At 68.5% G+C, this 24,707-nt stretch carries 21 protein-coding genes; 11 read left to right on the top strand and 10 right to left on the bottom strand.

Going from position 1 to position 24,707, the window contains the following annotated elements; all coding sequences use genetic code 11:
* The first annotated feature begins 20 nt into the window (after nt 1-20).
* From rseA to tatB, 3 genes are all read left to right on the top strand, one after another.
* Entirely contained in the window at nt 21-416 is a 396-nt protein-coding gene (gene rseA / locus ACNUDN_RS20065) for an anti-sigma E factor RseA (protein WP_419123522.1), read from the top strand.
* 135 nt (nt 417-551) lie between these two features.
* On the top strand, nt 552-2,042 hold the full coding sequence (gene htrA, locus ACNUDN_RS20060) for a serine protease HtrA (RefSeq protein ID WP_419123521.1): 1,491 nt from the start codon (nt 552-554) through the stop codon (nt 2,040-2,042).
* 2 nt (nt 2,043-2,044) lie between these two features.
* Complete coding sequence (gene tatB, locus ACNUDN_RS20055; protein WP_419123520.1) at nt 2,045-2,569, top strand: Sec-independent protein translocase protein TatB; 525 nt, start codon at nt 2,045-2,047, stop codon at nt 2,567-2,569.
* Between the two features lie 33 nt (nt 2,570-2,602).
* Here tatB and ACNUDN_RS20050 read toward each other — a convergent pair whose 3' ends face one another.
* The 4 genes from ACNUDN_RS20050 to ACNUDN_RS20035 all read right to left on the bottom strand — a co-directional run bounded on the left by ACNUDN_RS20050 (nt 2,603) and on the right by ACNUDN_RS20035 (nt 7,111).
* Nucleotides 2,603-3,730 carry an Mrp/NBP35 family ATP-binding protein gene (locus ACNUDN_RS20050; protein WP_419123519.1) on the bottom strand — a complete coding sequence of 376 codons (1,128 nt, stop codon included), beginning with the start codon at nt 3,728-3,730 and terminating at the stop codon, nt 2,603-2,605.
* A 57-nt stretch (nt 3,731-3,787) separates the two neighbouring features.
* Entirely contained in the window at nt 3,788-5,185 is a 1,398-nt protein-coding gene (locus ACNUDN_RS20045; protein ID WP_419123518.1) for a lytic transglycosylase domain-containing protein, read from the bottom strand.
* A gap of 88 nt (nt 5,186-5,273) precedes the next feature.
* Entirely contained in the window at nt 5,274-5,819 is a 546-nt protein-coding gene (locus tag ACNUDN_RS20040) for a DUF1003 domain-containing protein (RefSeq protein WP_419123517.1), read from the bottom strand.
* Nucleotides 5,816-7,111: a magnesium transporter MgtE N-terminal domain-containing protein gene (locus ACNUDN_RS20035; RefSeq protein ID WP_419123516.1), complete on the bottom strand. Its 1,296-nt coding sequence runs from the start codon at nt 7,109-7,111 to the stop codon at nt 5,816-5,818. Before ACNUDN_RS20035 ends, ACNUDN_RS20040 begins: the two co-directional genes overlap by 4 nt.
* Before the next feature lie 26 nt (nt 7,112-7,137).
* Here ACNUDN_RS20035 and ACNUDN_RS20030 point away from each other — a divergent pair, with 26 nt between their 5' ends.
* Nucleotides 7,138-8,094: an HpcH/HpaI aldolase/citrate lyase family protein gene (locus tag ACNUDN_RS20030; RefSeq protein WP_419123515.1), complete on the top strand. Its 957-nt coding sequence runs from the start codon at nt 7,138-7,140 to the stop codon at nt 8,092-8,094.
* Between the two features lie 16 nt (nt 8,095-8,110).
* Here the strand turns inward: ACNUDN_RS20030 and ACNUDN_RS20025 are convergent, their stop codons facing one another.
* Nucleotides 8,111-8,821 carry a DUF4190 domain-containing protein gene (locus ACNUDN_RS20025; protein ID WP_419123514.1) on the bottom strand — a complete coding sequence of 237 codons (711 nt, stop codon included), beginning with the start codon at nt 8,819-8,821 and terminating at the stop codon, nt 8,111-8,113.
* 153 nt (nt 8,822-8,974) lie between these two features.
* Here ACNUDN_RS20025 and ACNUDN_RS20020 point away from each other — a divergent pair, with 153 nt between their 5' ends.
* Both ACNUDN_RS20020 and ACNUDN_RS20015 read left to right on the top strand, forming a co-directional pair.
* A complete protein-coding gene (locus ACNUDN_RS20020; protein WP_419123513.1) occupies nt 8,975-9,502 on the top strand; it encodes a YflT domain-containing protein in 528 nt (175 codons plus the stop codon).
* A 97-nt stretch (nt 9,503-9,599) separates the two neighbouring features.
* Complete coding sequence (locus ACNUDN_RS20015) at nt 9,600-10,193, top strand: suppressor of fused domain protein (protein WP_419123512.1); 594 nt, start codon at nt 9,600-9,602, stop codon at nt 10,191-10,193.
* Nucleotides 10,194-10,275: 82 nt separating this feature from the next.
* On the opposite strand, the gene corA is transcribed toward ACNUDN_RS20015, so the two are convergent.
* Nucleotides 10,276-11,397: a magnesium/cobalt transporter CorA gene (corA, locus tag ACNUDN_RS20010; protein WP_419123511.1), complete on the bottom strand. Its 1,122-nt coding sequence runs from the start codon at nt 11,395-11,397 to the stop codon at nt 10,276-10,278.
* Between the two features lie 154 nt (nt 11,398-11,551).
* On the opposite strand from corA, the gene ACNUDN_RS20005 reads away from it, so the two are divergent.
* Together ACNUDN_RS20005 and ACNUDN_RS20000 are read left to right on the top strand one after the other, a co-directional pair.
* The gene (locus ACNUDN_RS20005) at nt 11,552-12,721 is read left to right on the top strand and encodes an NAD(P)-dependent malic enzyme (RefSeq protein WP_419123510.1); all 1,170 of its coding nucleotides are present in this window, start codon (nt 11,552-11,554) and stop codon (nt 12,719-12,721) included.
* Nucleotides 12,722-12,755: 34 nt separating this feature from the next.
* The gene (locus tag ACNUDN_RS20000; RefSeq protein ID WP_419125234.1) at nt 12,756-13,604 is read left to right on the top strand and encodes a glycine betaine ABC transporter substrate-binding protein; all 849 of its coding nucleotides are present in this window, start codon (nt 12,756-12,758) and stop codon (nt 13,602-13,604) included.
* A 15-nt stretch (nt 13,605-13,619) separates the two neighbouring features.
* On the opposite strand, the gene ACNUDN_RS19995 is transcribed toward ACNUDN_RS20000, so the two are convergent.
* Nucleotides 13,620-14,450: an SDR family NAD(P)-dependent oxidoreductase gene (locus ACNUDN_RS19995; protein ID WP_419123509.1), complete on the bottom strand. Its 831-nt coding sequence runs from the start codon at nt 14,448-14,450 to the stop codon at nt 13,620-13,622.
* A 124-nt stretch (nt 14,451-14,574) separates the two neighbouring features.
* On the opposite strand from ACNUDN_RS19995, the gene ACNUDN_RS19990 reads away from it, so the two are divergent.
* Nucleotides 14,575-14,928, top strand: coding sequence for a DUF732 domain-containing protein (locus ACNUDN_RS19990; protein WP_419123508.1), 354 nt, complete (start codon nt 14,575-14,577; stop codon nt 14,926-14,928).
* A 19-nt stretch (nt 14,929-14,947) separates the two neighbouring features.
* Here ACNUDN_RS19990 and ACNUDN_RS19985 read toward each other — a convergent pair whose 3' ends face one another.
* Nucleotides 14,948-18,745, bottom strand: coding sequence for a multifunctional oxoglutarate decarboxylase/oxoglutarate dehydrogenase thiamine pyrophosphate-binding subunit/dihydrolipoyllysine-residue succinyltransferase subunit (locus tag ACNUDN_RS19985; RefSeq protein ID WP_419125233.1), 3,798 nt, complete (start codon nt 18,743-18,745; stop codon nt 14,948-14,950).
* Between the two features lie 266 nt (nt 18,746-19,011).
* Nucleotides 19,012-19,755 (bottom strand): hypothetical protein, encoded by a 744-nt coding sequence (locus ACNUDN_RS19980; RefSeq protein ID WP_419123507.1) that lies wholly within the window; start codon nt 19,753-19,755, stop codon nt 19,012-19,014.
* Nucleotides 19,756-19,995: 240 nt separating this feature from the next.
* Here ACNUDN_RS19980 and ACNUDN_RS19975 point away from each other — a divergent pair, with 240 nt between their 5' ends.
* Nucleotides 19,996-21,261, top strand: coding sequence for a multidrug effflux MFS transporter (locus ACNUDN_RS19975; protein WP_419125232.1), 1,266 nt, complete (start codon nt 19,996-19,998; stop codon nt 21,259-21,261).
* A gap of 101 nt (nt 21,262-21,362) precedes the next feature.
* On the top strand, nt 21,363-23,303 hold the full coding sequence (locus ACNUDN_RS19970) for an MFS transporter (protein ID WP_419123506.1): 1,941 nt from the start codon (nt 21,363-21,365) through the stop codon (nt 23,301-23,303).
* Here ACNUDN_RS19970 and ACNUDN_RS19965 read toward each other — a convergent pair.
* Nucleotides 23,222-24,691 (bottom strand): NAD(P)-binding protein, encoded by a 1,470-nt coding sequence (locus tag ACNUDN_RS19965; protein ID WP_419123505.1) that lies wholly within the window; start codon nt 24,689-24,691, stop codon nt 23,222-23,224. The two genes, ACNUDN_RS19970 and ACNUDN_RS19965, sit on opposite strands and share 82 nt — an antisense overlap.
* Between the last annotated feature and the right edge of the window lie 16 nt (nt 24,692-24,707).

Here is a 24,707-nt window from a genome sequence, read left to right as displayed (position 1 = left end):
GAGCGGAAAGGAGCTGAGTGGTGTTCGATCCCGGACATGCGTTCCGCCGGGCGTTCTCCTGGCTCCCCTCGCAGCTGGCGTCGCAGAGCGGTGATCCGGTGGGGCCGCGACAATTCGGCTCCACCGAGCATCTGTCCATCGAGGCCGTCGCCGCGTTCGTCGACGGTGAACTGCGCATGTCGGCACACCTGCGAGCCGCGCACCATCTGTCCCTGTGCCCGGAGTGTGCGCGGGAGGTCGATGCGCAGCGCCAGGCCCGCGAGGTGCTGCGCGAATCACGGCCCGTAGCGATGCCGAGTTCTTTGCTGGGGCTGTTGTCCCAGATTCCCGACCGCACCCCGGTGGACGCGCCGGAGCCCGCCGAGACGCCGCAGTTGGCCGACGGTGCTCAGCGGGCCCGCCGCAAGCGCCGGTAGGGTGGACGCGAACTCGACCGCCGAGTTGTCGGCGATTGCTGGCGCGGCGGCGGCAGCGGTGCGGGTATCCCGGGGATCACAGGTTTGTCGGGATGGTCGGGCTTGTAGGGAAGGGCACGAAAGGGCGATGCACGGGTGACCAATCTGGACCAGACCGGCCGGGAACGCCTGGAACCACGGCCGGTGTCGCGTCCGCCGGTGGATCCGGCGGCGCAGCGCACATTCGGGCGCCCCGCGGGCGTGGACGGCTCGTTCCTGGACGCGGCCAAGCATCGCGACCAGGGCGAGTACGCCCCGAAAGACCAGCCGCCGGACCCGGTCCTCGCGGAGGCCTTCGGTCGCCCCTACGCAGGCGGTGACTCGCTGCAGCGCCATCCCACCGACGTCGGCGCACTGGAAGCCGAGCGCGACTCCGGGGACGACGAACCCGATGATCCGTGGCGCAATCCGGGCGCCCCGGCGGCGCTCGGAACCCCCGCCATGGCACCGGCCGGACCGGTCCAACCCGTCACTCCGGTGGGCAAGCTCGGTGTGCGTGACGTGCTGTTCGGCGGCAAGGTGTCCTACGTCGCGCTGGCCGTCCTCGGCGTCATCGCACTGGTCATCGGCGTCGCCGGGGGATGGGTGGGACGCACCACCGCCGAGGTGGTCACCGCGTTCACCACGTCGAAGGTGACATTGCACACCAGCTCCGCCGGAGACGGCGAGCCCGAAGGCCAGTTCGCCAAGGTTGCCGCGGCGGTGGCCGATTCGGTCGTGACCATCGAGGCGACCAGTGACCGGGAGGGTTCGCAGGGGTCCGGTGTGGTGGTCGACGGCCGCGGTTACATCGTCACCAACAATCACGTGATCTCCGAGGCTGCCACCAATCCCAGCGAGTTCAAGATGGCGGTGGTGTTCAACGACGGCACCGAGGTGCCGGCGAATCTGGTCGGCCGTGATCCCAAGACCGATCTGGCGGTGCTGAAAGTCGACAACGTCGACAACCTGGTCGTGGCCCGCATGGGCGACTCCGAGAAGCTGCGGGTCGGTGAAGAGGTGATCGCGGCGGGCGCCCCGCTCGGGCTGAGGAGCACGGTCACGCACGGCATCATCAGCGCCCTGCACCGCCCTGTTCCGCTGTCGGGCGACGGCTCGGACACCGATACGGTGATCGACGGTGTGCAGACCGACGCATCGATCAACCACGGTAACTCCGGCGGGCCGCTGATCAACATGCAATCCGAGGTCATCGGCATCAACACCGCCGGCAAGTCGCTGTCGGACAGCGCCAGCGGGCTCGGTTTCGCGATCCCGGTCAATGAGGTCAAGCAGGTTGTCGAGACGTTGATCGAGAACGGCAAGATCGCTCACCCGACGCTGGGCCTGACCGCTCGCTCGGTGAGCAACGACGTCTCCAAGGGTGCGCAGGTCGCCGACGTCTCGCCGAACAGCCCGGCCGAGCGTGCGGGGATCCTGGAGAACGACGTGGTGGTCAAGGTGGGCGACCGTAAGGTCGCCGATGCCGACGAGTTCATCGTCGCGGTGCGTCAGCTCGCGATCGGCCAGCCGGCGCCGATCGAGGTCGTCCGGGACGGTCGTCCCGTGACGCTGACCGTGACCCCCAACGGCGACGACAGCACCTAACCATGTTCGCCAACGTCGGCTGGGGCGAGATGCTGGTCCTGGTGATCGCCGGTCTGGTGATCCTGGGGCCGGAGCGGCTACCCGGCGCCATCCGCTGGACCGGGGGCGCCGTGCGTCAGGTGCGTGACTATGTCACCGGTGCCACCAGCCAACTCCGCGACGAGTTCGGCACCGACTTCGACGATCTGCGGGAGCCGCTCTCGGAACTGCAGAAGCTGCGCGGTATGACTCCGCGCGCGGCGCTGACCAAACATCTACTCGACGGCGACGACTCGATCTTCACCGGCAAGGTCGATCAGAACGGCGCGCCTGCGGGTTCGGCCGACCGCAATGGCAAGCCTCAGACACCGGCGGTGAAGCCGCAGTCCGGACCGGGACCGGCGGCTGCGGCGCAGTCCTCGATCGCTGGCACTGATGGGACGGCTGGCACTGATGGGACATCGGTGGGCGCCGGCGGTGCCAAACCCCAGCCCGCCGACGGCCCGGCGCCGAGTTCGACCACACCGTTCGACTCCGACGCGACCTGACGCGGCGTGCCGCCGGGCGGGTGCCCGGGCCGGTCAGCGGCCGGCGGGATCCAACCCGAGCGACATGCCGGCCAGCCCGCGCTTGCGTGAGGACAACGCATCGGCGACTTTGCGCAGCTCCGTACCCGCGGGCGAATCGGGTGCGCTGAGCACCAGCGGCACCCCGGAGTCCCCGGCGGTGACCAGTTCCGGGTCCAACGGCACCTGTCCGAGCAGTGGCACATCGGCGCCCACCGCTCGGGACAGACTTTCTGCCACGTGGCGGCCGCCGCCTTCGCCGAACATCTTGATGACCGGACCGTCCACCATGTTCTCCACCACCCCGGCGATGCGCTGGCGGGTCTGCAATGCGATCGCGCCGGCCCGCTCGGCGACCTCCGCCGCGGCCAGCTGCGGGGTCGTGACGACGAGGATCTCGGCGCCGGGGATCAGCTGGGCCACCGAGATCGCGATGTCTCCGGTGCCGGGTGGCAGATCAAGCAGCAGCACATCCAGGTCGCCCCAGTACACATCGGCCAGGAACTGCTGCAGCGCGCGGTGCAGCATCGGACCGCGCCACACCACCGGTGTGTTGCCCTGGGTGAACATCGCGATCGAGATCACCCGCACGTCGTGCGAGACGGGCGGCAGGATCATCGAGTCGACCTGGGTGGGCCGGTCGGTCGTGCCCATCATCCGGGGTACCGAATGGCCGTAGATGTCGGCGTCGAGGAGTCCGACGGACAGGCCGCGCGCCGCCATCGCCGCGGCCAGGTTGACGGTGATGCTGGACTTGCCGACACCCCCCTTGCCCGACGCCACCGCGTACACGCGGGTCAGTGAGCCCGGTTGGGCGAACGGAATGACGGGTTCCCGGGAATCACCGCGCAGCTGTTTGCGCAGCTCGGCCCGCTGCTCGTCGTTCATCACGTCCAGGCTCACGGTGACTGCACCGGTACCGGGGACGTCCTGCACGGCACGGGTGACACTGTCGGAGATCTCGGTTTTCTTCGGACACGCCGCGGTGGTGAGATACACCTCGACGTGCACCGAGGCCGCGGAGTCGACCGTGACGTTCTTGACCATGCCCACCTCGGTGATGGGCCGCCGCAGTTCGGGGTCGATCACCTTGGCGAGTGCGGCGCGCACGGCCGCTTCCAGGTCAGGCGGAGTTGATGTCATCACCGGCGAGTCTAGGCACTGGTCGTCGGGGACCCCGAATGCGGGCGACGGACGTGCTCAGCCCAGCGGGCCGGGCGCCGGTCCCGGCGCCACCGGCAGGCCCGGCACCGCCGGGGGTGGGCCGGGCGGTGGGGGAGCCGGCGGGGCCGCGGCGGGCGCGAGCGGTGGCGGCGCGGGCGGCCCCGGCGGTAGGCCGAGCGGGCCGGCCGGCGCAGGCCCGGGCGCGGCAGGAGCGGGCCCTGGCGCGGCGGGGGCGGGCGCGGCAGGGGCGACGTCCTGGATGCAGAACACCGCGCACTCCGGTTGCCGTTGCTGCTGCGGCTGCTGGATCCAGGGTGGCACCCAGGCGGGCGGGGGCACCGGTTCGGGCACCGCCTGCGGAGCCGCCGGTGCGGGGCCGGGAAGCGGGCCGAGCGCCTGGCCGGGCACGAAGCCCGGCACGTTCTGGTTGATCTGGCTGGCCACATCGGTTCGGGTCATCAGCGGGATCAGCGCCAGCGGGTCGTTGGCGGGCAGGCCGGTTGCGGTCAGCGGCAGACCGGGGCCGAGGCCCGCACGACGGTCGAGATGGCTGTCGGTGGCCGCGGTGCTCAATTCGGGCACCTCGCCGGTGATCGGGGGCAGATCCACCGGTACGACGCCCGTCGCGTAGGCCGCTGCCCAGCTCAGCACATTCTGGGCGTAGGCCATGGAGTTGTTGTAGCGCAGGATCGCCGCGATCACGTCGGGCTGATTGCGTAGGTTCATGTTGCCGCTACACAGGTACCGGGCGGCCGCCAGCGATGCGTCGAACAGGTTCTGCACATCTGCCTTGCCGTCGCCGTCGCCGTCGGAGGCGTACCGCGACCAGGTTCCGGGCAGGAACTGCATCGGCCCCATCGCCCGCGCGTAGATGACACGGTCGGCGGACCGACTCTGCACGATGACCTCATTACCGGGCAGGGTGCCGTCCAGCGCGGGTCCGTAGATCGGTCGCACCGCGGTACCCCGGGCGTCGGTGGCACCGCCGTAGGCGTGCATCGACTCGATGCGGCCGATCCCGGCGAGCAGGTTCCAGCTCAGCCCGCAGCCGGGTTGCGCCGCCGCCATCATCGTCTCGGCGTTGCGGTAGGCGGCGAGGGCCATCGACGGGATGCGCAACGTGCCCGGCGAATTGACCACCGCCGACGGGGGCGGCGCGGACACCGTGCTGGCAACGGTGCGGAACGGGGTCGGCGTCTTGGTGACAGCGACCACCGACGGTCCGGAACGATCATCGGCCGCGGGCGCGACCGCGGCCAACGGCAGCACCGCGGCATCCCGTACCGGTAGGTTCGCCGACGGCGCGGACGCGCCGACCGCTCCGGCCAGCACCAGCGGTGTGAGTACGGCGGCGACGCCGACGGCCGGCGTCCGGACGAACTGCTCCGCCCTCCGCCGCGCCGCTGTGAGGGCTGATCCTCCCCCTATGTGCACTCAACCGTCCTAGCTGTTAGACCGCCTGTGAATCAAGTCACCATACCTATTCGGCAACGCCGGTGTAACAGCAATCGCCGCAGCTGTTTCACCCGGATTTCTTCGACTTGCGTTCACCGGGGTCAGGTTTGCCCGCATCGGTCTGCTTCGGGCGCGGCTGCCGGTGCAGTTCCTGGATCAGCTCGCTGAGCTCCTCCAGTTCACGGCGAAGGTAGTCACGGGTGGCCACTTCGCCGACGGCCAACCGCAACGCCGCGAGCTCGCGGGCCAGGAACTCGGTGTCGGCCTTGGTTTGCTCGGCGCGCCGGCGATCCTCCTCCAGCGAGACGCGGTCACGGTTCTCCTGACGGTTCTGGGCCAGCAGGATCAACGGGGCCGCGTAGGCGGCCTGGGTGGAGAACGCGAGGTTGAGCAGGATGAACGGATAGGGGTCCCACTGCCAGGCGAACGCGCCGAGGTTGAGCAGGATCCACACGATGACGACGATCGTCTGGATCGCCAGGTAACGACCGGTACCCAGGAACCGGGCGATGCGCTCGCTGACCCGGCCCACCGCCTCGACATCGAAACGCGACGTCAGGCCCCGGGAGACGCGCGGGGTGTCGAGCCGTTGCCGCGACGACGCCTCGCTCATGTGACCTTCTCCGCGCTGACGATGACCGGTTCGGCTTCGCGGTCACGCCAGTCGTCGGGCAGCAGGTGGTCCAGGACGTCGTCGACCGATACCGCGCCGAGCAGGTGGCTCTCCTCGTCCACCACCGGTCCGCACACCAGGTTGTAGGCCGCGAAGTAGCGCGTCAGGGCGCCCAGCGAATCCTCGGGGCCCAGGCTGGGCAGATCGGTGTCGACCATGCCGCTGACCAGAGCGGCGGGCGGTTCGCGCAGCAACCGCTGCAGATGGACGCAGCCCAGATAGCGACCGGTCGGGGTGGCCGTCGGCGGGCGCACCACGAACACCAGCGACGCCAGCGCCGGTGTCAGATCCGGGTCACGAACCCGCGCAAGCGCTTCGGCGACGGTGGTGTCCGGAGCCAGCACCACGGGCTCGGACGTCATCAAACCGCCCGCCGTGTTCGGTGAATGGCTGAGCAGTCGGCGGACGTCCTCGGAGTCCTCGGGGTCCATCCGGCGCAGGAACTGCTCGGCATCGGCCGGGGTCATCGAGCCCAGCAGGTCGGCGGCGTCGTCGGGATCCATCGCTTCGAGCACGTCGGTGGCTCGTTCGGTCTTCAGCTGGCGCAACAGCGCGAGCTGCTGGTCTTCGGGCAGCTCCTGGAGCACGTCGGCCAGCCGTTCGTCGTCGAATGCGTTGACGACCTCGAAGCGCCGTTTGTCCGGTAGCTCGCGGATCGCGTCGGCCACTTCGACCGCGCGTTGGCCCTGGAATTGCTCGAGCAGCTGCGCGACCCCCTGGTCGGGCATCGCCAGACCCGACGGGGTGAGTCCGTGCACGTTCTGCCATTCCACGGCGTAGACGTTGCTGCGCCGGCCGAGGCGACGCTGCGGACGCACGGCGACCTTGGTCACCATCCAATCGCGGGTGCGGGTCTGCTCGATCGCGAGGTCGACGACGATGACATCGGTACCGGCCAGCTGGGGCAGGTCCGGATCGTCGACGCGGACCCGGGTTTCGATCACCTGGCCGAGTACCAGGACCTCACCGGGCCGCTGCGAGAAACGTCGCAGCGACACATTGCCCGTCGACAGGGTGACCGCTCCCGGCTCGATCGCGGTGACACGCAATATCGGTACGAAAATCCTTCTCCGGCTGAGCAATTCGATCACAAGCCCGAGGACGCGGGGTTGGTGGCGGACAATGCTGATGCCGATGACCACATCCCGGACGCGGCCGATGGATTCACCGTCGGGGCCGAGCACGACCATGCCCGCGAGCCGAGCCGCATAGACCCTGTTGACCGACGCCATGGTTGTAGAGGGTAGAGAGTGTTGTTGTGGAAAACCGGTATCGACCCCGCCGTACCTGTCTGTCCGTGCCGGGCAGCAGCGCCAAGATGATCGAGAAGGCCAAGACCCTGCCTGCCGACCAGGTATTCCTCGACCTTGAGGACGCCGTCGCGGCGGATGCGAAAACGCAGGCGCGAGAGCAGGTCGCCGCCGCGCTGGCGACTGCGGGCTGGGCCGGACAGCTGCGCGGGGTGCGGGTCAACGACTGGACCACGCCCTGGACTCACACCGACGTCATCGAGGTGGTCGGCAGGGCCGGAGCGGCGCTGGACATCGTGGTCCTGCCCAAGGTGACCGACGTGTCGCACGTGCACGCGCTGGACCTTCTGCTCTCCCAGCTCGAGGCCGTGCACGATCTACCGTTGGGGCGCATCGGTATCGAGGCCCAGATCGAGGACGCCAGGGGTCTGACGAACGTCGACGCCATCGCCGCCGCACCCCGGGTGCAGGCGCTGGTTCTGGGTCCGGCCGACCTGATGGCCAGCTTGAACATGCGGACCCTGGAAGTCGGCGAACAGCCCGAGGGCTATTCCGAGGGTGACGCCTATCACCACGTTCTCATGCGGATCCTGGTCGCCGCGCGGGCCAATGGCATCGCCGCGATCGACGGTCCCTATCTGAAGGTCCGCGACGTCGAGGCCTTCCGCCGGGTCGCCGGCCGTTCGGCCGCGCTGGGCTATGACGGCAAGTGGGTGCTGCACCCGGATCAGATCGAGGCGGGTAACGAGATTTACAGTCCGCGCCAGCAGGCATACGACCACGCCGAACTGATCCTGGAGGCCTATGCGTGGCACACCTCGAAAGCCGGCGGCGCCAGGGGAGCGGTGATGCTGGGCGACGAGATGATCGACGAGGCCAGCCGCAAGATGGCGCTCGTCATCGCCGGTAAAGGGCGCGCCGCGGGCATGCAGCGTACCGGGGAGAGGTTCCGCCCGCCCAGCTGAGCCCGGGCGGGCGCGGTCAGACGCTCATCACCGCGATGGTGGTGACCACGCTGATGAGCAGGGTGATCACGCCGACGACGATTCCGGCGACGGCCAGACCGTGGCCCTGCTCGTTGGTCTGCTTGATCTGGTTGAGCGAGACGATGCCGAGGACGATGCCGACGATGGAACCCACACAACACAACAGGCCGACGCAGGAGGCCACCAGCGAGGCGATCGCCAGCGAGTTGGTGCCCTGAGGCGCCGGAGCGCCGTATCCGTAGTCAGGTGCCGGATAGCCGCCGCCGGGCGGGTACCCGCCGGGGACGGTCCCGTAGGGAGGTGGCGGATACGGTGCTGAATAGGACGGCGTGCCGTACCCCTGGGAGGGGTAGCCCTGGTCGCCGTATGCCTGCGTGCCGTATGCCTGGTCGCCGTATCCCTGGGGGGTGTAGCCGGGGGCGGTGTAACCAGGATTCGGGTAGGGCGGCGGATAGCCCGCGGGCGGGGGCGGATAGTCGGGCGCGGCGAATGCGCCCGGCGACGGGTACGGCGGTGTGGGCTCGTACGGAGACGTGGGCTCGTACCCGGATGTCGGCGGCGGGTAGGCCGGGGGCGGTTCGGGTGGCGTCGCACTCTGCGACTGCTCGATCGGGGACGCCTCGTGACCGCTCGTAGACGGCTCGGACCCACCCGCGGTGGAATCGGAAGATTCGCTCCGGCCTGCGTCGTTGTCCGAATTTGTCATGCTGCTCAACCTAGCCTAAGGACAGGTAGTCCGAGGTGAGCGGCGCTGCGGGCACCTCCAGCGGGTGCGGTGCGTTGACGTCAGGAGACTAGCCGTGAGGGACTAGCCGTGAGGGACTAGCGTTGCATCGGCATAGCGAAGGAGAGCTCAGAGATGACCAGTCCGTTCCAGCCAGGACAGAACCCCGGTGCGGCTCCCGGTGGCCCGGCAGCGGGACGTGGTCGCCCGGTGGGTCTGCCGACCAAGCCCAAGGGGTGGCCGATCGGTTCCTATCCCACCTACGCGGAGGCCCAGCGTGCGGTGGATTATCTGTCCGACCAACAGTTCCCGGTCGAAAAGGTGACCATCGTCGGGGTGGATCTGATGCAGGTCGAACGGGTCACCGGCAGGTTGTCCTGGCCGAAGGTACTCGGCGGCGGTGTGCTCACCGGCGCCTGGTTGGGTCTGTTCATCGGCCTGATCCTCGGCTTCTTCAGCCCCAATCCGTGGAGTGCGCTGATCACCGGTTTGATCGCCGGTGTGTTCTTCGGGCTGATCACATCCGCGATTCCCTATGCGATGGCCCGCGGCACAAGGGATTTCAGCTCGACGATGCAACTGGTGGCGGGGCGCTACGACGTGCTGTGCGATCCGTCGAACGCCGAACAGGGACGGGATCTGCTCGCCCGTCTCACCATCTAATTCCCGCGAGCGTGCGTGTCTGCGGGCGAAACGCCGGTCGATTTCCTGAGTTTGCGCACCCTCGTCGCTGCGGGCGCCTGCCGGTGGGGGTCGGCGCGTGACCGACATCCTCGCGGTGGTGCGCGAGCATCTGCGGGATCACTTCGCGCGCAACGGAGTCACCGCCGAACCTGACGTCGCCAGCGTCACTTTCCTCGGGGCCGATCGGGTCGACGTCCTGCGCTTCGCCGGTCCCGGGGACGGTGCCGTGCACTACGTGTCGTTGGGATGCTCTCGGCATCCGATGGTGGATCCGACCGAGATGGTCGCCGATCCGGTCCGGGGCCCGCGGGCGGAGATAGTGGTCGCGCTGCGCGGGTCGTCCCCGGTCGGCCTGTCACGCTCGGTCGCGATCGTCGCCGCAGCGCCCGCGGTGGAGGGTTTGGTGCTGGCTCCCGACGCGCTGATCGACCTGGAGGCGCCACTGTGGGAAGGTGCGCCTTTCACGGCATTCCTGTTGGGGCGCAGTGATATCGACGACGTGCCGGGGTCCGAGCCGCGCGCGCCGGTGAGCGTGCTCTCGGCGGTGCCGATCACTGCGACGGAGGCGGCCTGGGTGCGGCTCAAGGGGGCCGAGGCCATGCGGGAGGCGTGGAGGCAGGACGGAGTCGACCCCGAGGACCCACGGCGGCGGGCCGCCAATCCGGCGTGAGCGGCGGGCCGCCAATCCGGCGTGAGCGGCGGGCCGCCAATCCGGCGTGAGCGGCGGGCCGCCAATCCGGCGTGAGCGGCGCTCAGAGCCAGTGGTTGCGGCGGAAGTTCCGGTAGAGCAGCACGCAAATCGTGGCCATGACCAGGAGAACCATCGGATAGCCGAAGTTCCACTGCAGTTCGGGCATGTCGGTGAAGTTCATCCCGTAGATACCGGCCATGGCCGTCGGGACTGCGGCGATCGCGACCCAGGCCGAGATCTTGCGCATGTCGACGTTCTGTTGCATCGCGACCTTGCCGAGCGCTGCCTGCACCAACGAGCTGAGCAGCTCGTCGTAACTGGCGATCCGTTCGGAGGCTTTGATGGTGTGGTCGAGCACGTCGCGCATATAGCGGCGGATCTCGACGTTGACCAGGTCTTCGTGATCGGTGCCGATGCGCTGTAGGTCGGTGGTCAGTGGGCTGATGGCCCGGCGAAGTTCCACGACCTCGCGCTTGAGCAGGTAGATGCACTCGATGTCGGTGTGCTTGAGCGGGGAGAAGATGTCCTCCTCCATGGCGTCGATGTCGGTCTCGATCAGGTCGGTGACGTCGAGGTAGGTGTCGACGACATGGTCGGCGATTGCGTGCATGACCGAGTACGGGCCCAGTTTGAGGTTCGCCGGCGACTGTTCCAGGCGGTGCCGGACACCGGCGAGGCCGCCGTGCTCACCGTGCCGGACGGTGACGACGTAATCGCTGCCGACGAAGATCATGATTTCGCCGGTTTCGACGATCTCGCGGGCCGCCAGGGCATCGTGCTCGACGTATGTGACTGTCTTGAGCACCAGGAACAGCATCCGGTCGTAGCGTTCGAGCTTGGGTCGTTGGTGTGCGTGCACCGCGTCCTCGACCGCGAGTTCGTGGAGACCGAACACATCGGCGACGGCCTGCATCTGGTGCTCGTCGGGTTCGTGCAGGCCTATCCAGACGAATGCGCGGCGGCCTTCGGCCTCGATCTCGTGGACTTTGGCCAGTGCCGCGGCGTGGGTGTACTTACCGGGCAGACGTTGCCCGTCGCAGTAGACGCCGCAGTCCACCGTGGCCTGGGAGACCGGGACGTGGATCCGCTTGGCGTCGGGCTCCGGCATGTGCGCCGTCGTGGTGCTGCGCGCCTTGGCTGCCTGTCGCACCAGGGAGGGTGGCAACGCGCGGAACGTCGGCATGCGTTCACCTCACCTTTGATCAGTGGGCCGGCCCGGGCCTGTGGGTACGGGCACCAGGGGACACCAGGGGAATCGTACGCGCGGGCCGGTCCCGACTTCTCACCGTGCGTCAACCCCTCCCGGTGAGATCCGGGGGTCGGTTACCCTGACGCCCGTGGTAGAAACCGTGCGCACGCCCCAAGTTGTCATCGAGGACAGCGAGATCTTCGAGGCTCACGAGGGCGGCAAGCTCTCGGTCGAGCTGAAATCTCCACTGGACACCCAGCGGGCGTTGTCGATCGCCTATACCCCAGGGGTGGCGCAGGTCAGCCGCGCCATCGCGACGGATAAGACGCTGGCCGCCAAGTACACCTGGGCCGGCCGGCTGGTCGCCGTCGTCAGCGACGGCAGCGCGGTGCTCGGTCTCGGGGACATCGGCCCGGCGGCGTCGCTGCCGGTGATGGAGGGCAAGAGCGCTCTGTTCAAGGCGTTCGGTGGGCTGGATTCGATCCCGATCGTGCTCGACACCAAGGACCCCGACGAGATCGTCGAGACCCTGATCCGGCTGCGGCCGACCTTCGGCGCGGTCAACCTCGAAGACATCTCGGCGCCAAGGTGTTTCGAGATCGAACGGCGCGTCATCGAGGCCCTCGACTGCCCGGTCATGCACGACGACCAGCACGGTACGGCGATCGTGGTGCTGGCCGCGCTGCACGGCGCGACCACCGTGCTCGACCGGGACATGCACTCGTTGCGGGTGGTGATCTCCGGCGCCGGGGCGGCCGGCGTGGCATGCGCCAACATCCTGCTGGCCAAAGGGATCTCGGATGTCACCGTGCTCGACTCGAAGGGCATCGTCCACACCGGCCGCGACGACCTGAACTCGTTCAAGGCGGAACTGGCGCAGCGCACCAATCCGGCCGGTCGCACCGGCGGTGTCGCCGAGGCCGTCGACGGGGCCGACATGTTTCTCGGCCTGTCCGCCGGCGTGGTTCCCGAGGAGATCATCGCGACGATGGCACCCAAGGGCATCGTGTTCGCGCTGTCGAACCCGGACCCGGAGATTCACCCCGACGCCGCGCGCAAGTACGCGGCGGTGGTGGCGACCGGACGCAGCGACTTCCCGAACCAGATCAACAACGTGCTGGCGTTCCCCGGGGTGTTCCGTGGTGCGTTGGACGCCGGCGCCCGGCGTATCACCGAGCGGATGAAGGTCGCTGCCGCGGAGGCGATCTTCTCCGTCGTCGGCAACGACCTCGCGGTCGATCACATCGTCCCGAGTGCGCTGGACCCGCGGGTGGGTCCAGCGGTGGCCCGTGCCGTTGCTGCCGCGTCCGAGGAATAGTCGGCTGAATCGCGCTGGATCTCGGGGCGGTCGGCTGCGGTGGGTGTCCGTGGCGGTTGCCGCGGGCCTTCTGCTGGGTGTCGTCGCGGGCTGCGGCGGCACGGCGTCCCCGCCGTCGATTGCGATCGGGGCGCCGGCGGCACCCGAGTCGCAGCTGGTGGCGCACCTGTATGCGGCGGCGCTGCGCTTCTACGGGAACCCGGCGCACGTCGAGGTGGCCGACGATCCGCTTGCGCTTCTCGACACCGGACAGATTCGGGTCGCGCCCGGTTTCACCGGGGAGCTCCTGGAGAGGTTCGCACCCGAATCTGCAGCCCGGGCGGATGTGCAGGTCTACCGCACGTTGCTCTCGGCGCTGCCCGAGGGTGTCGCAGCCGGTGACTTCACGGTGTCGGCCGAGGACAAACCTGCTGTCGGCGTCTCCGAACGCACCGCCGAGCAGTGGGATGGACGGGATGTGGCCGCGTTGGCGCGGCGCTGTGACGACCTCACGGTCGGCGCTGTGGCGACGGTGCCCCATCCCGCGTCGCTGGGTACCTGCACGCTGACCGAGGCGCGGCGTTTCCCCGACGCCGAGACGATGTTCGCGGCGTTGCGGGCCGGGCAGATCGACGCGGCCTGGACGTCGACCGCCGCCCCCGACGTGCCGTCGGAGGTCGTGGTCCTGTCCGACCGGACGTCGTTGATCCGCGCCGAGAACCTGGTTCCGCTGTACCGGCGCAACGAGCTCACCGAGTCTCAGGTGCTGGCGCTCAACGAGATCGCCGGGGTGCTCGACACCGGCTCGCTGGCCGATATGCGTCGCCAGGTCGCCGAGGGCACCGATCCGGGGCTGGTGGCCGGGCGGTGGCTCGACGAGCACCCGCTGGGCGTGGGTAACTAGGGGAGAGGTATCGGCTTACCGGGCCGGACCGGTCAGCCGGGCCACGGCCTTGGGGAACAGGCTCTGGTAGCCGGCGCCGACCGCGCGGACGACGATCTCGAACATCTTGGCGTCGTTGCCGACCAGGATGCGGGCCTTGTTCTTGCGTACCCCCTCCAGGATGACCTTGGCGGCTTTCTCCGGTGTGGTGCTGGCCAGCTTCTTGTCGAAGGTCTTGGCGAGCTCCTGGGGATCGAGTCCGTCGGCGGCCTCGGCGTTGCGGGCGATCGCGGTCTTGATGCCGCCGGGGTGCACGCAGGACACCTTGACCGGGTGGCCGGCCAGTCCCATTTCCTGCCGCAGCGCTTCGGTGAAGCCGCGGACGGCGAACTTCGCCGAGTTGTAGGCGGCCTGGCCGGGGACGGCGAACAGGCCGAACACGCTGGAAACGTTGACGACGTGGCCGTCGCCGGACGCGATGAGGTGGGGCAGGAACGCCTTGGTGCCGTTGACGACGCCCCAGTAGTCGACATCCATCACCCGTTCGATGTCCTTGAACTGGGTGATCTCGATGTCACCGGTGAACGCGATACCTGCGTTGTTGTAGATCTGGTTCACCTTGCCGAAGTGCTCGGCCACAGTGTCGGCGTAGAGCAGGAACGCTTCACGTTCGGTGACGTCGAGGCGGTCCGCCTTGACCTGGGCGCCGATCGCCTTGAGCCGTTCCTCGGTGACGGCCAGCCCTTCGGTGTCGACATCGCTGATCGCGAGGTGGGCGCCGGAGCGCCCGAGCTCGATCGCCAACGCCTGACCGATACCTGATCCGGCGCCGGTCACGACGGCCACCTTCCCGGCGAAGCCCTGCATGTCAACTCCCTCGTGTTGTTCTACGCGTGTTGAGTGAGTGCGAGCCTACCCGTTACCGCGGGTACCGATGCGGTCCGGGTCGGGCGACCGTAATGGTCGGGGCCGCCGCGACGACAGTCCAGGCATGAAGTTGATGTATCCGGCAGTGGCGGCGGTGCTGGCGTCGGCCGCCGTGGCGGCGACGGTGTCCGCACCGGCTGCGCACGCCGACACCGCCACCGATGTCTTCCTGTCCTCGCTGCAGCATTACCGTCTCGGCGACATCGACCCGGCGACCGCGATGCGGGTCGGCGAGTCGGTGTGCCCGATGCTGGCCGAGCCGGGACAGAACGCGGCCAACGTGGCGGCCGATGTCGCCGACGCGCTCGGCCGCCCGCTGGGGCCGGCGACGATGTTCACCGGGCTGGCGATCTCGATCTTCTGCCCGCGCGCGGTCAACGCGCTCACCGACGGGGTTCCGTTCTCGTTCTTCCGCTGATCGTGGGCGTCCGCCGACCCTAGGCGAACGCCTCGTCGATGATCTCCTGCTGTTCGACGGCGTGCACCTTCGACGAACCCGACGACGGCGCGGACATGGCCCGCCGCGAGATCCGCTTGATGCCGACCAGTTTCGCGGGCAGCATCTCGGGCAGCGTCAAGCCCAGGGTCGGCCAGGCGCCCTGGTTGGCCGGCTCTTCCTGCACCCAGAAGTACTGCTCGGCGTTCGGGTACTGGTCCAGCGTCTCGGCCAGCCGCCGCCTGGGCAGCGGGGCGAGCTGTTCGAGGCGCACGATGGCGACGTCGTCCCGCTCTTCCTTGTTCTTGCGGGCCGCCAGCTCGTAATAGAGCTTCCCGCTGGTCAACAGGACGCGCTTGGCCTTCGACCGGTCACCGGTGCCCTCGGTGTAGGTCGGCTCCTCGAGCACGGAGCGGAACTTCGCCTCGGTGAAGTCCCGCAGATCACTGACGGCAGCCTTGTTGCGCAGCATCGACTTCGGCGTGAACACGATCAGCGGACGGTGGATGCCGTCCAGACCGTGGCGGCGCAGCAGATGGAAGTAGTTCGCGGGGGTCGACGGCATCGCGATCGTCATCGAGCCCTCCGCCCACAGCAGCAGGAATCGCTCGATGCGGCCCGACGTGTGGTCGGGGCCCTGGCCCTCGTGACCGTGCGGCAGCAGCAGCACCACATCGGAGAGCTGACCCCACTTGGCCTCACCGGAGCTGATGAACTCGTCGATGATCGACTGGGCGCCGTTGACGAAATCGCCGAACTGCGCTTCCCACAGCACCAAGGCGTCGGGGTTGCCCACCGAGTAGCCGTATTCGAAGCCCACCGCGGCGAATTCCGACAGCGCCGAGTCGTAGACCATGAACTTGCCGCCGGTCGGATTGCCGTCGGAATCGACCGTCAGCAGGTCCAGCGGAGTGAACTCCCGGCCGGTCTTGCGGTCGATGATCACCGAGTGGCGCTGGGTGAAGGTGCCGCGCCGGGTGTCCTGGCCGGTGAAGCGGATGGTCTTGCCCTCGGCGAGGAACGTGCCCAGTGCGAGCAACTCGGCAAACGCCCAGTCCACCTTGCCTTCGTAGGCCATCTCGCGGCGCTTCTCCAGCACCGGTTTGACCCGGGGGTGCACGTTGAAGTCCTCGTCGAAGGCCAGATGCGCGTCCCCGATGCGGGCCAGCAGCGACTTGTCGACCGCGGTCTTCATGCCGGCCGGCACCATCTGGTCGGACTCCACCGAGCTGCTGGGACCCACGGTGTGTTTCTCCAGCTCCCGCACTTCGTTGAAGACCCGTTCCAGCTGGCCCTGGTAGTCGCGCAGCGCGTCCTCGGCTTCCTTCATCGAGATGTCGCCGCGGCCGATCAGCGCCTCGGTGTAGGTCTTGCGTACACCGCGCTTGGTGTCGATGACGTCGTACATGGTGGGCTGCGTCATCGACGGATCGTCGCCCTCGTTGTGACCGCGCCTGCGGTAGCACAACATGTCGATGACGACGTCCTTCTTGAACTTCTGCCGGAAGTCGACGGCCAGCTTGGCCACCCACACACAGGCCTCGGGATCGTCGCCGTTGACGTGGAAGATCGGGGCGCCGATCATCTTGGCGACATCGGTGCAGTACTCCGACGATCGGGAGTCGTACGGCGATGTGGTGAAGCCGATCTGGTTGTTGACGATGATGTGGATCGTGCCGCCGGTGCGGTAGCCGCGCAGCAGGGCCAGGTTCAACGTCTCGGCGACCACGCCCTGCCCGGCGAACGCGGCGTCGCCGTGCAGCATCATCGGCACGACGGTGAAACCGTCGGGCCCGTTGCCCTTGTCGAGGATGTCCTGTTTGGCGCGGACCAGACCTTCGAGCACCGGGTCGACGGCCTCCAGGTGGCTGGGGTTGGCGACCAAGGACACCGCGATGTCGTTGTCCCCGAACATCTGGATGTAGGTGCCGCTGGCACCCAGGTGGTACTTCACATCGCCGGACCCGTGCGCCTGCGACGGGTTCAGATTGCCCTCGAACTCGGTGAAGATCTGCGAGTAGGGCTTACCGACGATGTTGGCCAACACGTTGAGCCGACCGCGGTGCGGCATCCCGATGACGACCTCGTCGAGTCCGTGCTCAGCGCACTGGTCGATGCCGGCGTCCATCATCGGGATGACGGTCTCCGCGCCCTCAAGTGAGAAGCGTTTCTGTCCAACGTATTTCGTTTGCAGAAAGGTCTCGAACGCCTCCGCTGCGTTGAGCTTGGACAGGATGTACTTCTGTTCGGCGACGGTGGGTTTCTCGTGTTTGACCTCGATGCGCTCCTGGAGCCACTGCTGCTGCTCAGGCTCCAGGATGTGGGTGTACTCGACGCCGACGTGCCGGCAGTAGGCATCCCGCAGCAGGCCCAGGATGTCGCGCAGCTTCTTGTGCGTCTGGCCGGCGAAACCGTTGACCTTGAACTCGCGGTCGAGGTCCCACAGCGTCAGCCCGTGGGTGTTGACGTCGAGGTCGGGGTGGCTGCGGAACCGCGTCTTGTCCAGCCGGAGCGGATCGATGTCGGCCATCAGGTGACCACGGTTGCGGTAGGCGGCGATCAGCTCGATGACCCGGGCGTTCTTGTCCTCGATGGAATCGGGGTTGTCGATGCGCCAGCGCACCGGCTCGTACGGGATGCCCAGCTCACGGAAGATCTCGTCGTAGAACTCGTCGTCGAGCAGCAGCGTGTGGATCGTGCGCAGGAAGTCGCCCGACTCGGCGCCCTGGATGATGCGGTGGTCGTAGGTTGAGGTCAGCGTCATCAGCTTGCCCACGCCGAGTTCGGCGATGCGCTCCTCACTGGCACCCTGGAACTCCGCCGGGTACTCCATGGCGCCGGCGCCGACGATCGCGCCCTGGCCCTGCATGAGCCGCGGTACCGAGTGGACGGTGCCGATGGTGCCCGGGTTGGTCAACGAAATCGTCACGCCGGCAAAGTCTTCGGCGGTCAGCTTGCCGTCGCGGGCCCGGCGGACGATGTCCTCGTAGGCCGCGATGAACTGGCCGAAGTGCATGGTCTCGCAGTTCTTGATCGCGGCGACGACCAATGAGCGCTTACCGTCCTTGCCCGGCAGATCGATCGCCAGGCCGAGATTCGTGTGCGCGGGCGTGACCGCAGTGGGCTTGCCGTCGACGGTCGTGAAGTGGCGGTTCATGTTCGGGAACTTCTTGACCGCCTGCACGATCGCGTAACCCAGCAGATGGGTGAACGAGATCTTGCCGCCGCGGGTGCGCTTGAGGTGGTTGTTGATGACGATGCGGTTGTCGATCATCGCCTTGGCCGGGATGGCGCGCACGCTGGTCGCGGTCGGCACCTCCAGCGACGCCGACATGTTCTTGACCACCGCGGCCGCGGCGCCTCGCAGGACCTGGGTCTGGGCGTCCTCGGAGACGGTGCCCGAGGCGCCGGACGCGGCCTTGGGTGCCTCGGCCGACTTCGCCTCGGTCTTTTCGGCGGCCTTGTCTGCGGTCTTCGCGGGTGCGTTCGCAGGAGCCTTCTGGGGCGCCTTGTCGGTGGTCTTCTGGGCGGCCTTCTGGGTGGCCTCCTGGGTGGCCTTGTCGGCGTGCGGCGGTCCGTCCTGCGCGGCGCCGGCCTTGGCCTGCCCGCCGTTGTTGCTCGCCGGCTTCGGGGCCGGGGCCGGTTCCGGGGGTGCCGTGGGTCGGCCGTTGCCGGTCGAGGCCGCGCGAGTCGTACCGGCGGCGGAGGCGTCGTTCATGGGTTCGGGGGAGTAGTCCACGAGGAACTCATGCCAGCTCGGATCGACCGAGGACGGATCCTCGCGGAATTTGCGGTACATCTCTTCGACCAACCACTCGTTCTGACCGAATGGTGAAGGTGAGCTCACGGCTGCTTTTCGCCTCAATTCTTCGCTTCGGGCCAGCCCCCCGCGGCAGCCGGCCACCCCTTTTCGACCCGGTGTGCGGTTATCCGCGTTTCCGCCGCCTCAAGGCTAGCGCTTCGGTCATGAGCCCGACCACGCAACGTCGTTATGGTCATTGAGGTCACGTGGCGGCGGCCCGCACGCCCGGTCCGCCGGCATGCGGGACCCGTGGGACGCACGCGTCAGAGGTGCGGGGCGGGTAGCAGATGCAGCGTCGAGGGCCACCGGGCCGGCGGCGCCCCGAACGCCGTGTGCGCGTTGGCGACGATCTTCTTGCCCATCAGGCGATTGCCGACGCCCCCGACGACCGCACCGACCCCGATGGGCAGCATCTTCCCGAAGGCCAGCGCACCGCGCTTGAGCGTGTAGCGCTTGACGAAGTACCGCAGCAGCCGCGAGTTCAGTTGCGACAGCGCAGGCAACGGCAGCGTCGCCGCACCGTCGGACACCCAGGCGCCGCTGGTGCGGCCGGTGCCGACGAGGTCGGCCACCGCGCGCTTGCTGTCCTCGCCCACGAGTACCGAGAGCACCAGTGCGCGGCGACGCTCGCGGTGCTCGGCTGGGATGCCGTGCACTTCGGCGACGGCGAGCACGTAGAGCGCCGTCGCCTCCAGGAACACCACGGTCTCGCCGGCGACGGCCGACATGGCGACCAGCGTGCCGATACCCGGATAGGCCGCCGCCGAGCCGACCGCGGCGCCGCTGGCCATCACGGTGGCCATGTACTGCTTGTCGAGCCTGGTGATGATCTCGGCGGGCGTGGCGCCGGGATGATGCTCGCGCAACCGCTGCACGTAGGCGCTGACCGCGGGACCCTGCACGCGACTGCCCCGCTCGATGATCTGGGAGAGCACCTTGGCAGCGACACCGGGATCCTCGTCGACGACCGCCGGGGGCTGACTCTTGGCACGTGACCGGCCGATCATGGGCGCTTCCTCCCTGTGAACCTGATCTCAGGCTAACGCGTGGACAACGAACGGCGGTGGCCGCCGCGTGCCCGGACGTGATTGCGGTCACGGTTGGTGCTCCGGGGAAGAAAATATTGAGAAGCGTCGCTAATCATTTTCATGGCAGTATCCCCGGACGTGGACGTGAGGCAGCCCAAGCCCGAGCTCGAGGGCCGAGCCGCGCCCGGTCGCACCCGGATGATCCCCGGTCGCACCCGGATGATCCCCGGTCGCACCCGGATGATCCCCGGTCGCACCCGGATGATCCCCGGTCGCACCCGGATGATCGTGGTGCTCGGCCTGCTGGTGGCACTCGGGCCGCTGACGATCGACATGTATCTGCCGGCGCTGCCGAAGATCGCCGACGAACTCTCGGTGTCCTCGTCGCTGGCGCAGCTGACGTTGACCGGCACGCTCGCCGGGCTCGCGGTCGGGCAGCTGGTCATCGGTCCGCTGTCGGATTCGTTGGGCCGTCGTAAACCACTGTTCGCGGGCATCGTGCTGCACATGGTGGCGTCGCTGCTGTGTCTGTTCGCGCCGAACATCACGATGCTCGGCATCGCCCGCGGCCTGCAGGGGATGGGTGCGGCGGCCGGGATGGTGGTGGCCATCGCGGTGGTCGGTGACCTGTACAAGGACAACGTCGCGGCGACGGTCATGTCGCGGCTGATGCTGGTCCTCGGAGTGGCGCCGGTGCTGGCGCCCTCGCTGGGGGCCGCGGTGCTGCTGCACGGATCGTGGCACTGGGTGTTCGCCGCTCTGGTCGTGCTCGCGGGTTTGCTGCTGGTGATGGCCGTGCTGGCGCTGCCGGAGACCCTGCCGGTGGATCATCGCCGTCCGTTACAGGCGCGCGGCATCGCGTCGACCTACCTCGGGTTGTTGCGCGACGCCCGGTTCGTGATCCTGGTGCTGGTCGGCGCGCTCGGAATGTCGGGTCTGTTCGCCTACATCGCCGGTGCCTCGTTTGTGCTGCAGGGCCGGTTCGGACTCGACCAGACGGCGTTCGCGCTCGTGTTCGGCGCCGGCGCAATCGCACTGATCGGGACCACCCAGTTCAACGTCGTGCTGCTCAAGCGGTTCGCTCCGCAGCAGATCATGGTCTGGGCGCTGGCCGCGGCGTCGGTGTTCGGCGTGGTGTTCGTCGCGCTGGCGGCGGCCCGCGTCGGCGGGCTGTACGGGTTCGTGCTCCCGGTGTGGGCCATCCTGGCGGCAATGGGTCTGGTGATCCCGAACGCTCCCGCGGTGGCGCTGACCCGGCACCCGGAGGCCGCCGGAACGGCCGCTGCGCTGTTGGGTGCGGTGCAGTTCGGGATGGGCGCCGCGATCGCGCCGGTGGTGGGTGTCCTGGGCAACGACGAGCTCGCGATGGCGATCGTGATGGCCGCCGGGGTTGTCGTGGCCTTGACCGCACTGCTGGTCACTGGTGTGCACCGGCACGCTGCGCCCGCCGCTGTGCCGGGTGGCGCGGTCGCCGAGCCGGCCTGACGCGCAGACCGGGGGCGGTTGCGGACTTGTCGGGACCACCGCCGGACCGTACCGTCGGGCCGACCTGTTTCTTCCCCGAATGACTTTGGGTTGCTTTCACCATGTTCGAGACCGTGACTCCGCGCGCCCGGGACGTCGATCCCTGGCATGCGCTGTGGGCGTTGTTGATCGGGTTCTTCATGATCCTGGTCGACGCCACGATCGTCGCCGTAGCGAATCCGGCGATCATGGTGGCCTTGGGCGCGGGCTACGACGCGGTGATCTGGGTGACCAGCGCGTACCTGCTCGCCTACGCGGTTCCGCTGCTGGTGGCGGGACGCCTCGGGGACAGGTACGGACCGAAGACGGTGTACCTGGTCGGATTGACGGTGTTCACCGCCGCGTCGTTGTGGTGCGGTCTGTCCGACAGCATCGGCATGTTGATCGCGGCGCGGGTGCTGCAGGGATTCGGCGCCGCGCTGCTGACCCCGCAGACGTTGACGGTGATCACCCGCACCTTTCCGGCCCACCGCCGCGGTGTGGCGATGAGCGTATGGGGCGCCACCGCGGGGGTGGCCACGTTGGTCGGCCCGCTGGCCGGTGGGGTTCTGGTGGACAGCCTGGGCTGGCAGTGGATCTTCATCGTCAACGTGCCGGTCGGCGTGCTGGGCCTGGCGCTGGCGGTGTGGCTGGTGCCGTCGCTGCCGACCCAGAGCAGGCAACGCTTCGACGTGCCGGGCGTGGTGCTGTCCGCGGTCGGGATGTTCCTGATCGTCTTCGCGCTGCAGGAGGGTCAGTCCCACGCCTGGGCGCCGTGGATCTGGGCGCTGCTGGCCGTCGGTGCGGCAACCATGGCGGCCTTCCTGTACTGGCAGTGGGTCAATCCGGGCGAGCCGCTCATCCCGCTGGTCATCTTCGCCGACCGCAACTTCTCCATGTCGAACCTCGGTGTGGCGACGATCGGGTTCGTCGCCACCGGGATGATCCTGCCGCTGATGTTCTACGCCCAGGCGGTATGCGGGCTCACCCCGACCCGGGCAGCGTTGCTGACCGCGCCGATGGCCATCGCGACGGGTGTGCTGGCACCGTTCGTCGGCCGCCTCGTCGACCGGTCGCACCCCCGATCGGTGGTCGGCTTCGGGTTCTCGCTGATGGCCGTCGGACTGACCTGGCTGTCGATCGAGATGACGCCGAGCACGCCGATCTGGCGGCTGGTCGTGCCGCTGACGGCGATGGGGGTGGCGATGGCGTTCATCTGGTCGCCATTGGCGGCCACCGCGACCCGAAACCTGCCGCCGCAGCTCGCGGGCGCCGGTTCCGGTGTGTACAACACGACGCGGCAGGTGGGCTCGGTGCTGGGCAGCGCGGGGATGGCGGCGCTGATGGCCTCGCAGTTGTCGGCGAAGGTTCCCGGCTCGACCGAAGCTCCGCAGGGCGAGGGACAGGTGGCGCAGCTGCCCGAGTTCCTGCACGCGCCGTTCGCCGCGGCGATGTCGCAATCGATGCTGCTACCCGGATTCGTCGCGCTGTTCGGTGTCATCGCGGCCCTGTTCCTGCGGGATCTGCTTCCTTCGGCGCAGCCGGCCGAACCGGACCCGGCACCCCGCTACAGCTCTCAAAGCAAGGGCTCTCAAAGCGAGGACCCTGAGCACGAGCTGTACTGGGCCGACGGCGAAGACGACTACGTCGAATATGAGGTGCTCTGGGACGACGCCGATGTCGGTGTCGGCGCCGCGCATCCGGCTGTCGAGGTCGCCGACACCGATGTGCTGGAACCGGCCACCGAGCCGATGCGCGATGGCGTTGTCGAGTCCACGGCGGCGTCGGCCGGACGCCGGAACGGCGCCGCGACCCCGGCTGACCGGGATGGCGAGTGGCGCGGCATACTCGACCGGCTGCTCGCCGACGGGCCGGAGCCGTCCCGCGGCCGCAACACCGGCAACGGCGGCGGCAGTGACCGCGGACGGCGCAACGGTTTCGGTCAGGCCGACCCGGCGGAGGTCGACGCGCCGTTCGGCGGTGATGGCCCAGGCGCCTCCCGCGGCAGGCACTCGCGCGACTGACCGCCCATCAGCGCGGCCAACTGGTCGTTCGTCGTCCGCAACGCCACACCGAGCGCGCCCATCGCCTTGTCGCGCACCCGCTCCTTGCCCGGCGGGAAAACGGGGAACAGGTCGCGAGCCGCGTTGAGTCGCGACGACTTCAGCCAGGCCATCAGGTCCGGATCGCGCAGCCAGCGCACCTGGGCGCTGTTGTCGGCGAGGGTGTGTCGCAGCCAGTCGATCGGGGCGTCGGGATGGGGGACTGGTTCGCACAGCGCGTTGCGGGTGGCGTCATCGCCGTAGGCGGCCTCGACGTGCGCGATGAACGCAGAGCTGAATACCTGTTGGCAACTGCGCACACTCTGCAGCGTGATCCGGTCACCGTCGAACACCGGCACCGACGGCGGTCGCGGCAGACCCTGGGTGGTGCAGTCGATGTACAGCGATGCCGGGTCGGCGTCGACGATTCCCTGTTGCAACCGGATGTGGTCGGGTTCCACCGACTCGATGTGGCCGAGGCGTACGACGTCCTCGATGCGGCGCAGGTGCTCCAGCTCACGGTGCGACACGATGGCGCAGTGGTACATGGTGGGTGTGACCGAAGGGTCCAGACGCAGCAGGATCTCGGCGTCCTCGAGCCGGATGAACAAGTCCTCCAGTGAAGCCGCGGCGGCAATCGCCTGCATCCGCTTGGCGACCGAATCGCGCAGCTGTGTGACGAACTGCGGGCCGGGCTGGATGTCGGCCCGGTTGAGCAGCCACGAGTCGCGGGGGCGCACCCAGCGCAGTCGGTGCGCCGGCACTCCGTTGCACAGCAGCCACAGGCAACAGTCCATACCGGTCTTGCCGCCACCGACGATGGTGAAGTGGTTGTGGTCGGCTGCGCGCCGGGGTAGGTCGTTGGGTGCGGTCAGCGCGATCCCGTCGGCGACCGGGAACGGCGCCGGCCGCATGGACTGGACCACGGTGAGCAGATAGGTGGCGTCGACGGTCCGGCGCCGCACGGTGACCCGGTGCCGGCTGCCGTCGAGGGTGCGAAAGGTGTTCTCACCCAGGTAGCGCGACGCCGGGAAATAGCTGAGACGCCCGGTCGGCAGCAGGTGATTGCGCATCACCTGGTCGTAGTAGGCGCACACCTCGTGTCCGCTGGCGAGCTCGAAGAAGCCTTCGTTGAGTCCGCTGCGGTCGAGCGAGTCGTCGTTGCCCAGCGATTGGGAGTTGACGCCGTAATAGGCCGAGGGCTGGTGCAGCCGCACGAAGGGATAGACCGAGTTCCAGTGCCCGCCCGGCTGATGGTTCTCGTCGACGAGCACGACGTCGGCGTCGGTCTCGGTGAGCAGGGTGTCGACGAACGCCATACCCATGGCCCCCGCGCCCACGACCAGGTAGTCCGCCTCGATGCCGGTCATCGTTGGCCAACGTACC

The sequence above is a fragment of the Mycobacterium sp. smrl_JER01 genome (genome assembly GCF_048513595.2).
GTDB lineage: Bacteria > Actinomycetota > Actinomycetes > Mycobacteriales > Mycobacteriaceae > Mycobacterium.
This window is presented reverse-complemented; position numbering and strand designations above follow the sequence as displayed.

What these genes read in the sequence shown, in the direction of transcription:
- tatB (WP_419123520.1), top strand. Translation starts at nt 2,045, where the DNA reads ATGTTCGCCAACGTCGGCTGGGGCGAGATGCTGGTCCTGGTGATCGCC.
- ACNUDN_RS20050 (WP_419123519.1), bottom strand. Translation starts at nt 3,730, where the DNA reads ATGACATCAACTCCGCCTGACCTGGAAGCGGCCGTGCGCGCCGCACTC.
- ACNUDN_RS20040 (WP_419123517.1), bottom strand. Translation starts at nt 5,819, where the DNA reads ATGAGCGAGGCGTCGTCGCGGCAACGGCTCGACACCCCGCGCGTCTCC.
- ACNUDN_RS20035 (WP_419123516.1), bottom strand. Translation starts at nt 7,111, where the DNA reads ATGGCGTCGGTCAACAGGGTCTATGCGGCTCGGCTCGCGGGCATGGTC.
- ACNUDN_RS20025 (WP_419123514.1), bottom strand. Translation starts at nt 8,821, where the DNA reads ATGACAAATTCGGACAACGACGCAGGCCGGAGCGAATCTTCCGATTCC.
- ACNUDN_RS20020 (WP_419123513.1), top strand. Translation starts at nt 8,975, where the DNA reads ATGACCAGTCCGTTCCAGCCAGGACAGAACCCCGGTGCGGCTCCCGGT.
- corA (WP_419123511.1), bottom strand. Translation starts at nt 11,397, where the DNA reads ATGCCGACGTTCCGCGCGTTGCCACCCTCCCTGGTGCGACAGGCAGCC.
- ACNUDN_RS19995 (WP_419123509.1), bottom strand. Translation starts at nt 14,450, where the DNA reads ATGCAGGGCTTCGCCGGGAAGGTGGCCGTCGTGACCGGCGCCGGATCA.
- ACNUDN_RS19990 (WP_419123508.1), top strand. Translation starts at nt 14,575, where the DNA reads ATGAAGTTGATGTATCCGGCAGTGGCGGCGGTGCTGGCGTCGGCCGCC.
- ACNUDN_RS19985 (WP_419125233.1), bottom strand. Translation starts at nt 18,745, where the DNA reads ATGTACCGCAAATTCCGCGAGGATCCGTCCTCGGTCGATCCGAGCTGG.
- ACNUDN_RS19980 (WP_419123507.1), bottom strand. Translation starts at nt 19,755, where the DNA reads ATGATCGGCCGGTCACGTGCCAAGAGTCAGCCCCCGGCGGTCGTCGAC.
- ACNUDN_RS19975 (WP_419125232.1), top strand. Translation starts at nt 19,996, where the DNA reads ATGATCCCCGGTCGCACCCGGATGATCCCCGGTCGCACCCGGATGATC.
- ACNUDN_RS19970 (WP_419123506.1), top strand. Translation starts at nt 21,363, where the DNA reads ATGTTCGAGACCGTGACTCCGCGCGCCCGGGACGTCGATCCCTGGCAT.
- ACNUDN_RS19965 (WP_419123505.1), bottom strand. Translation starts at nt 24,691, where the DNA reads ATGACCGGCATCGAGGCGGACTACCTGGTCGTGGGCGCGGGGGCCATG.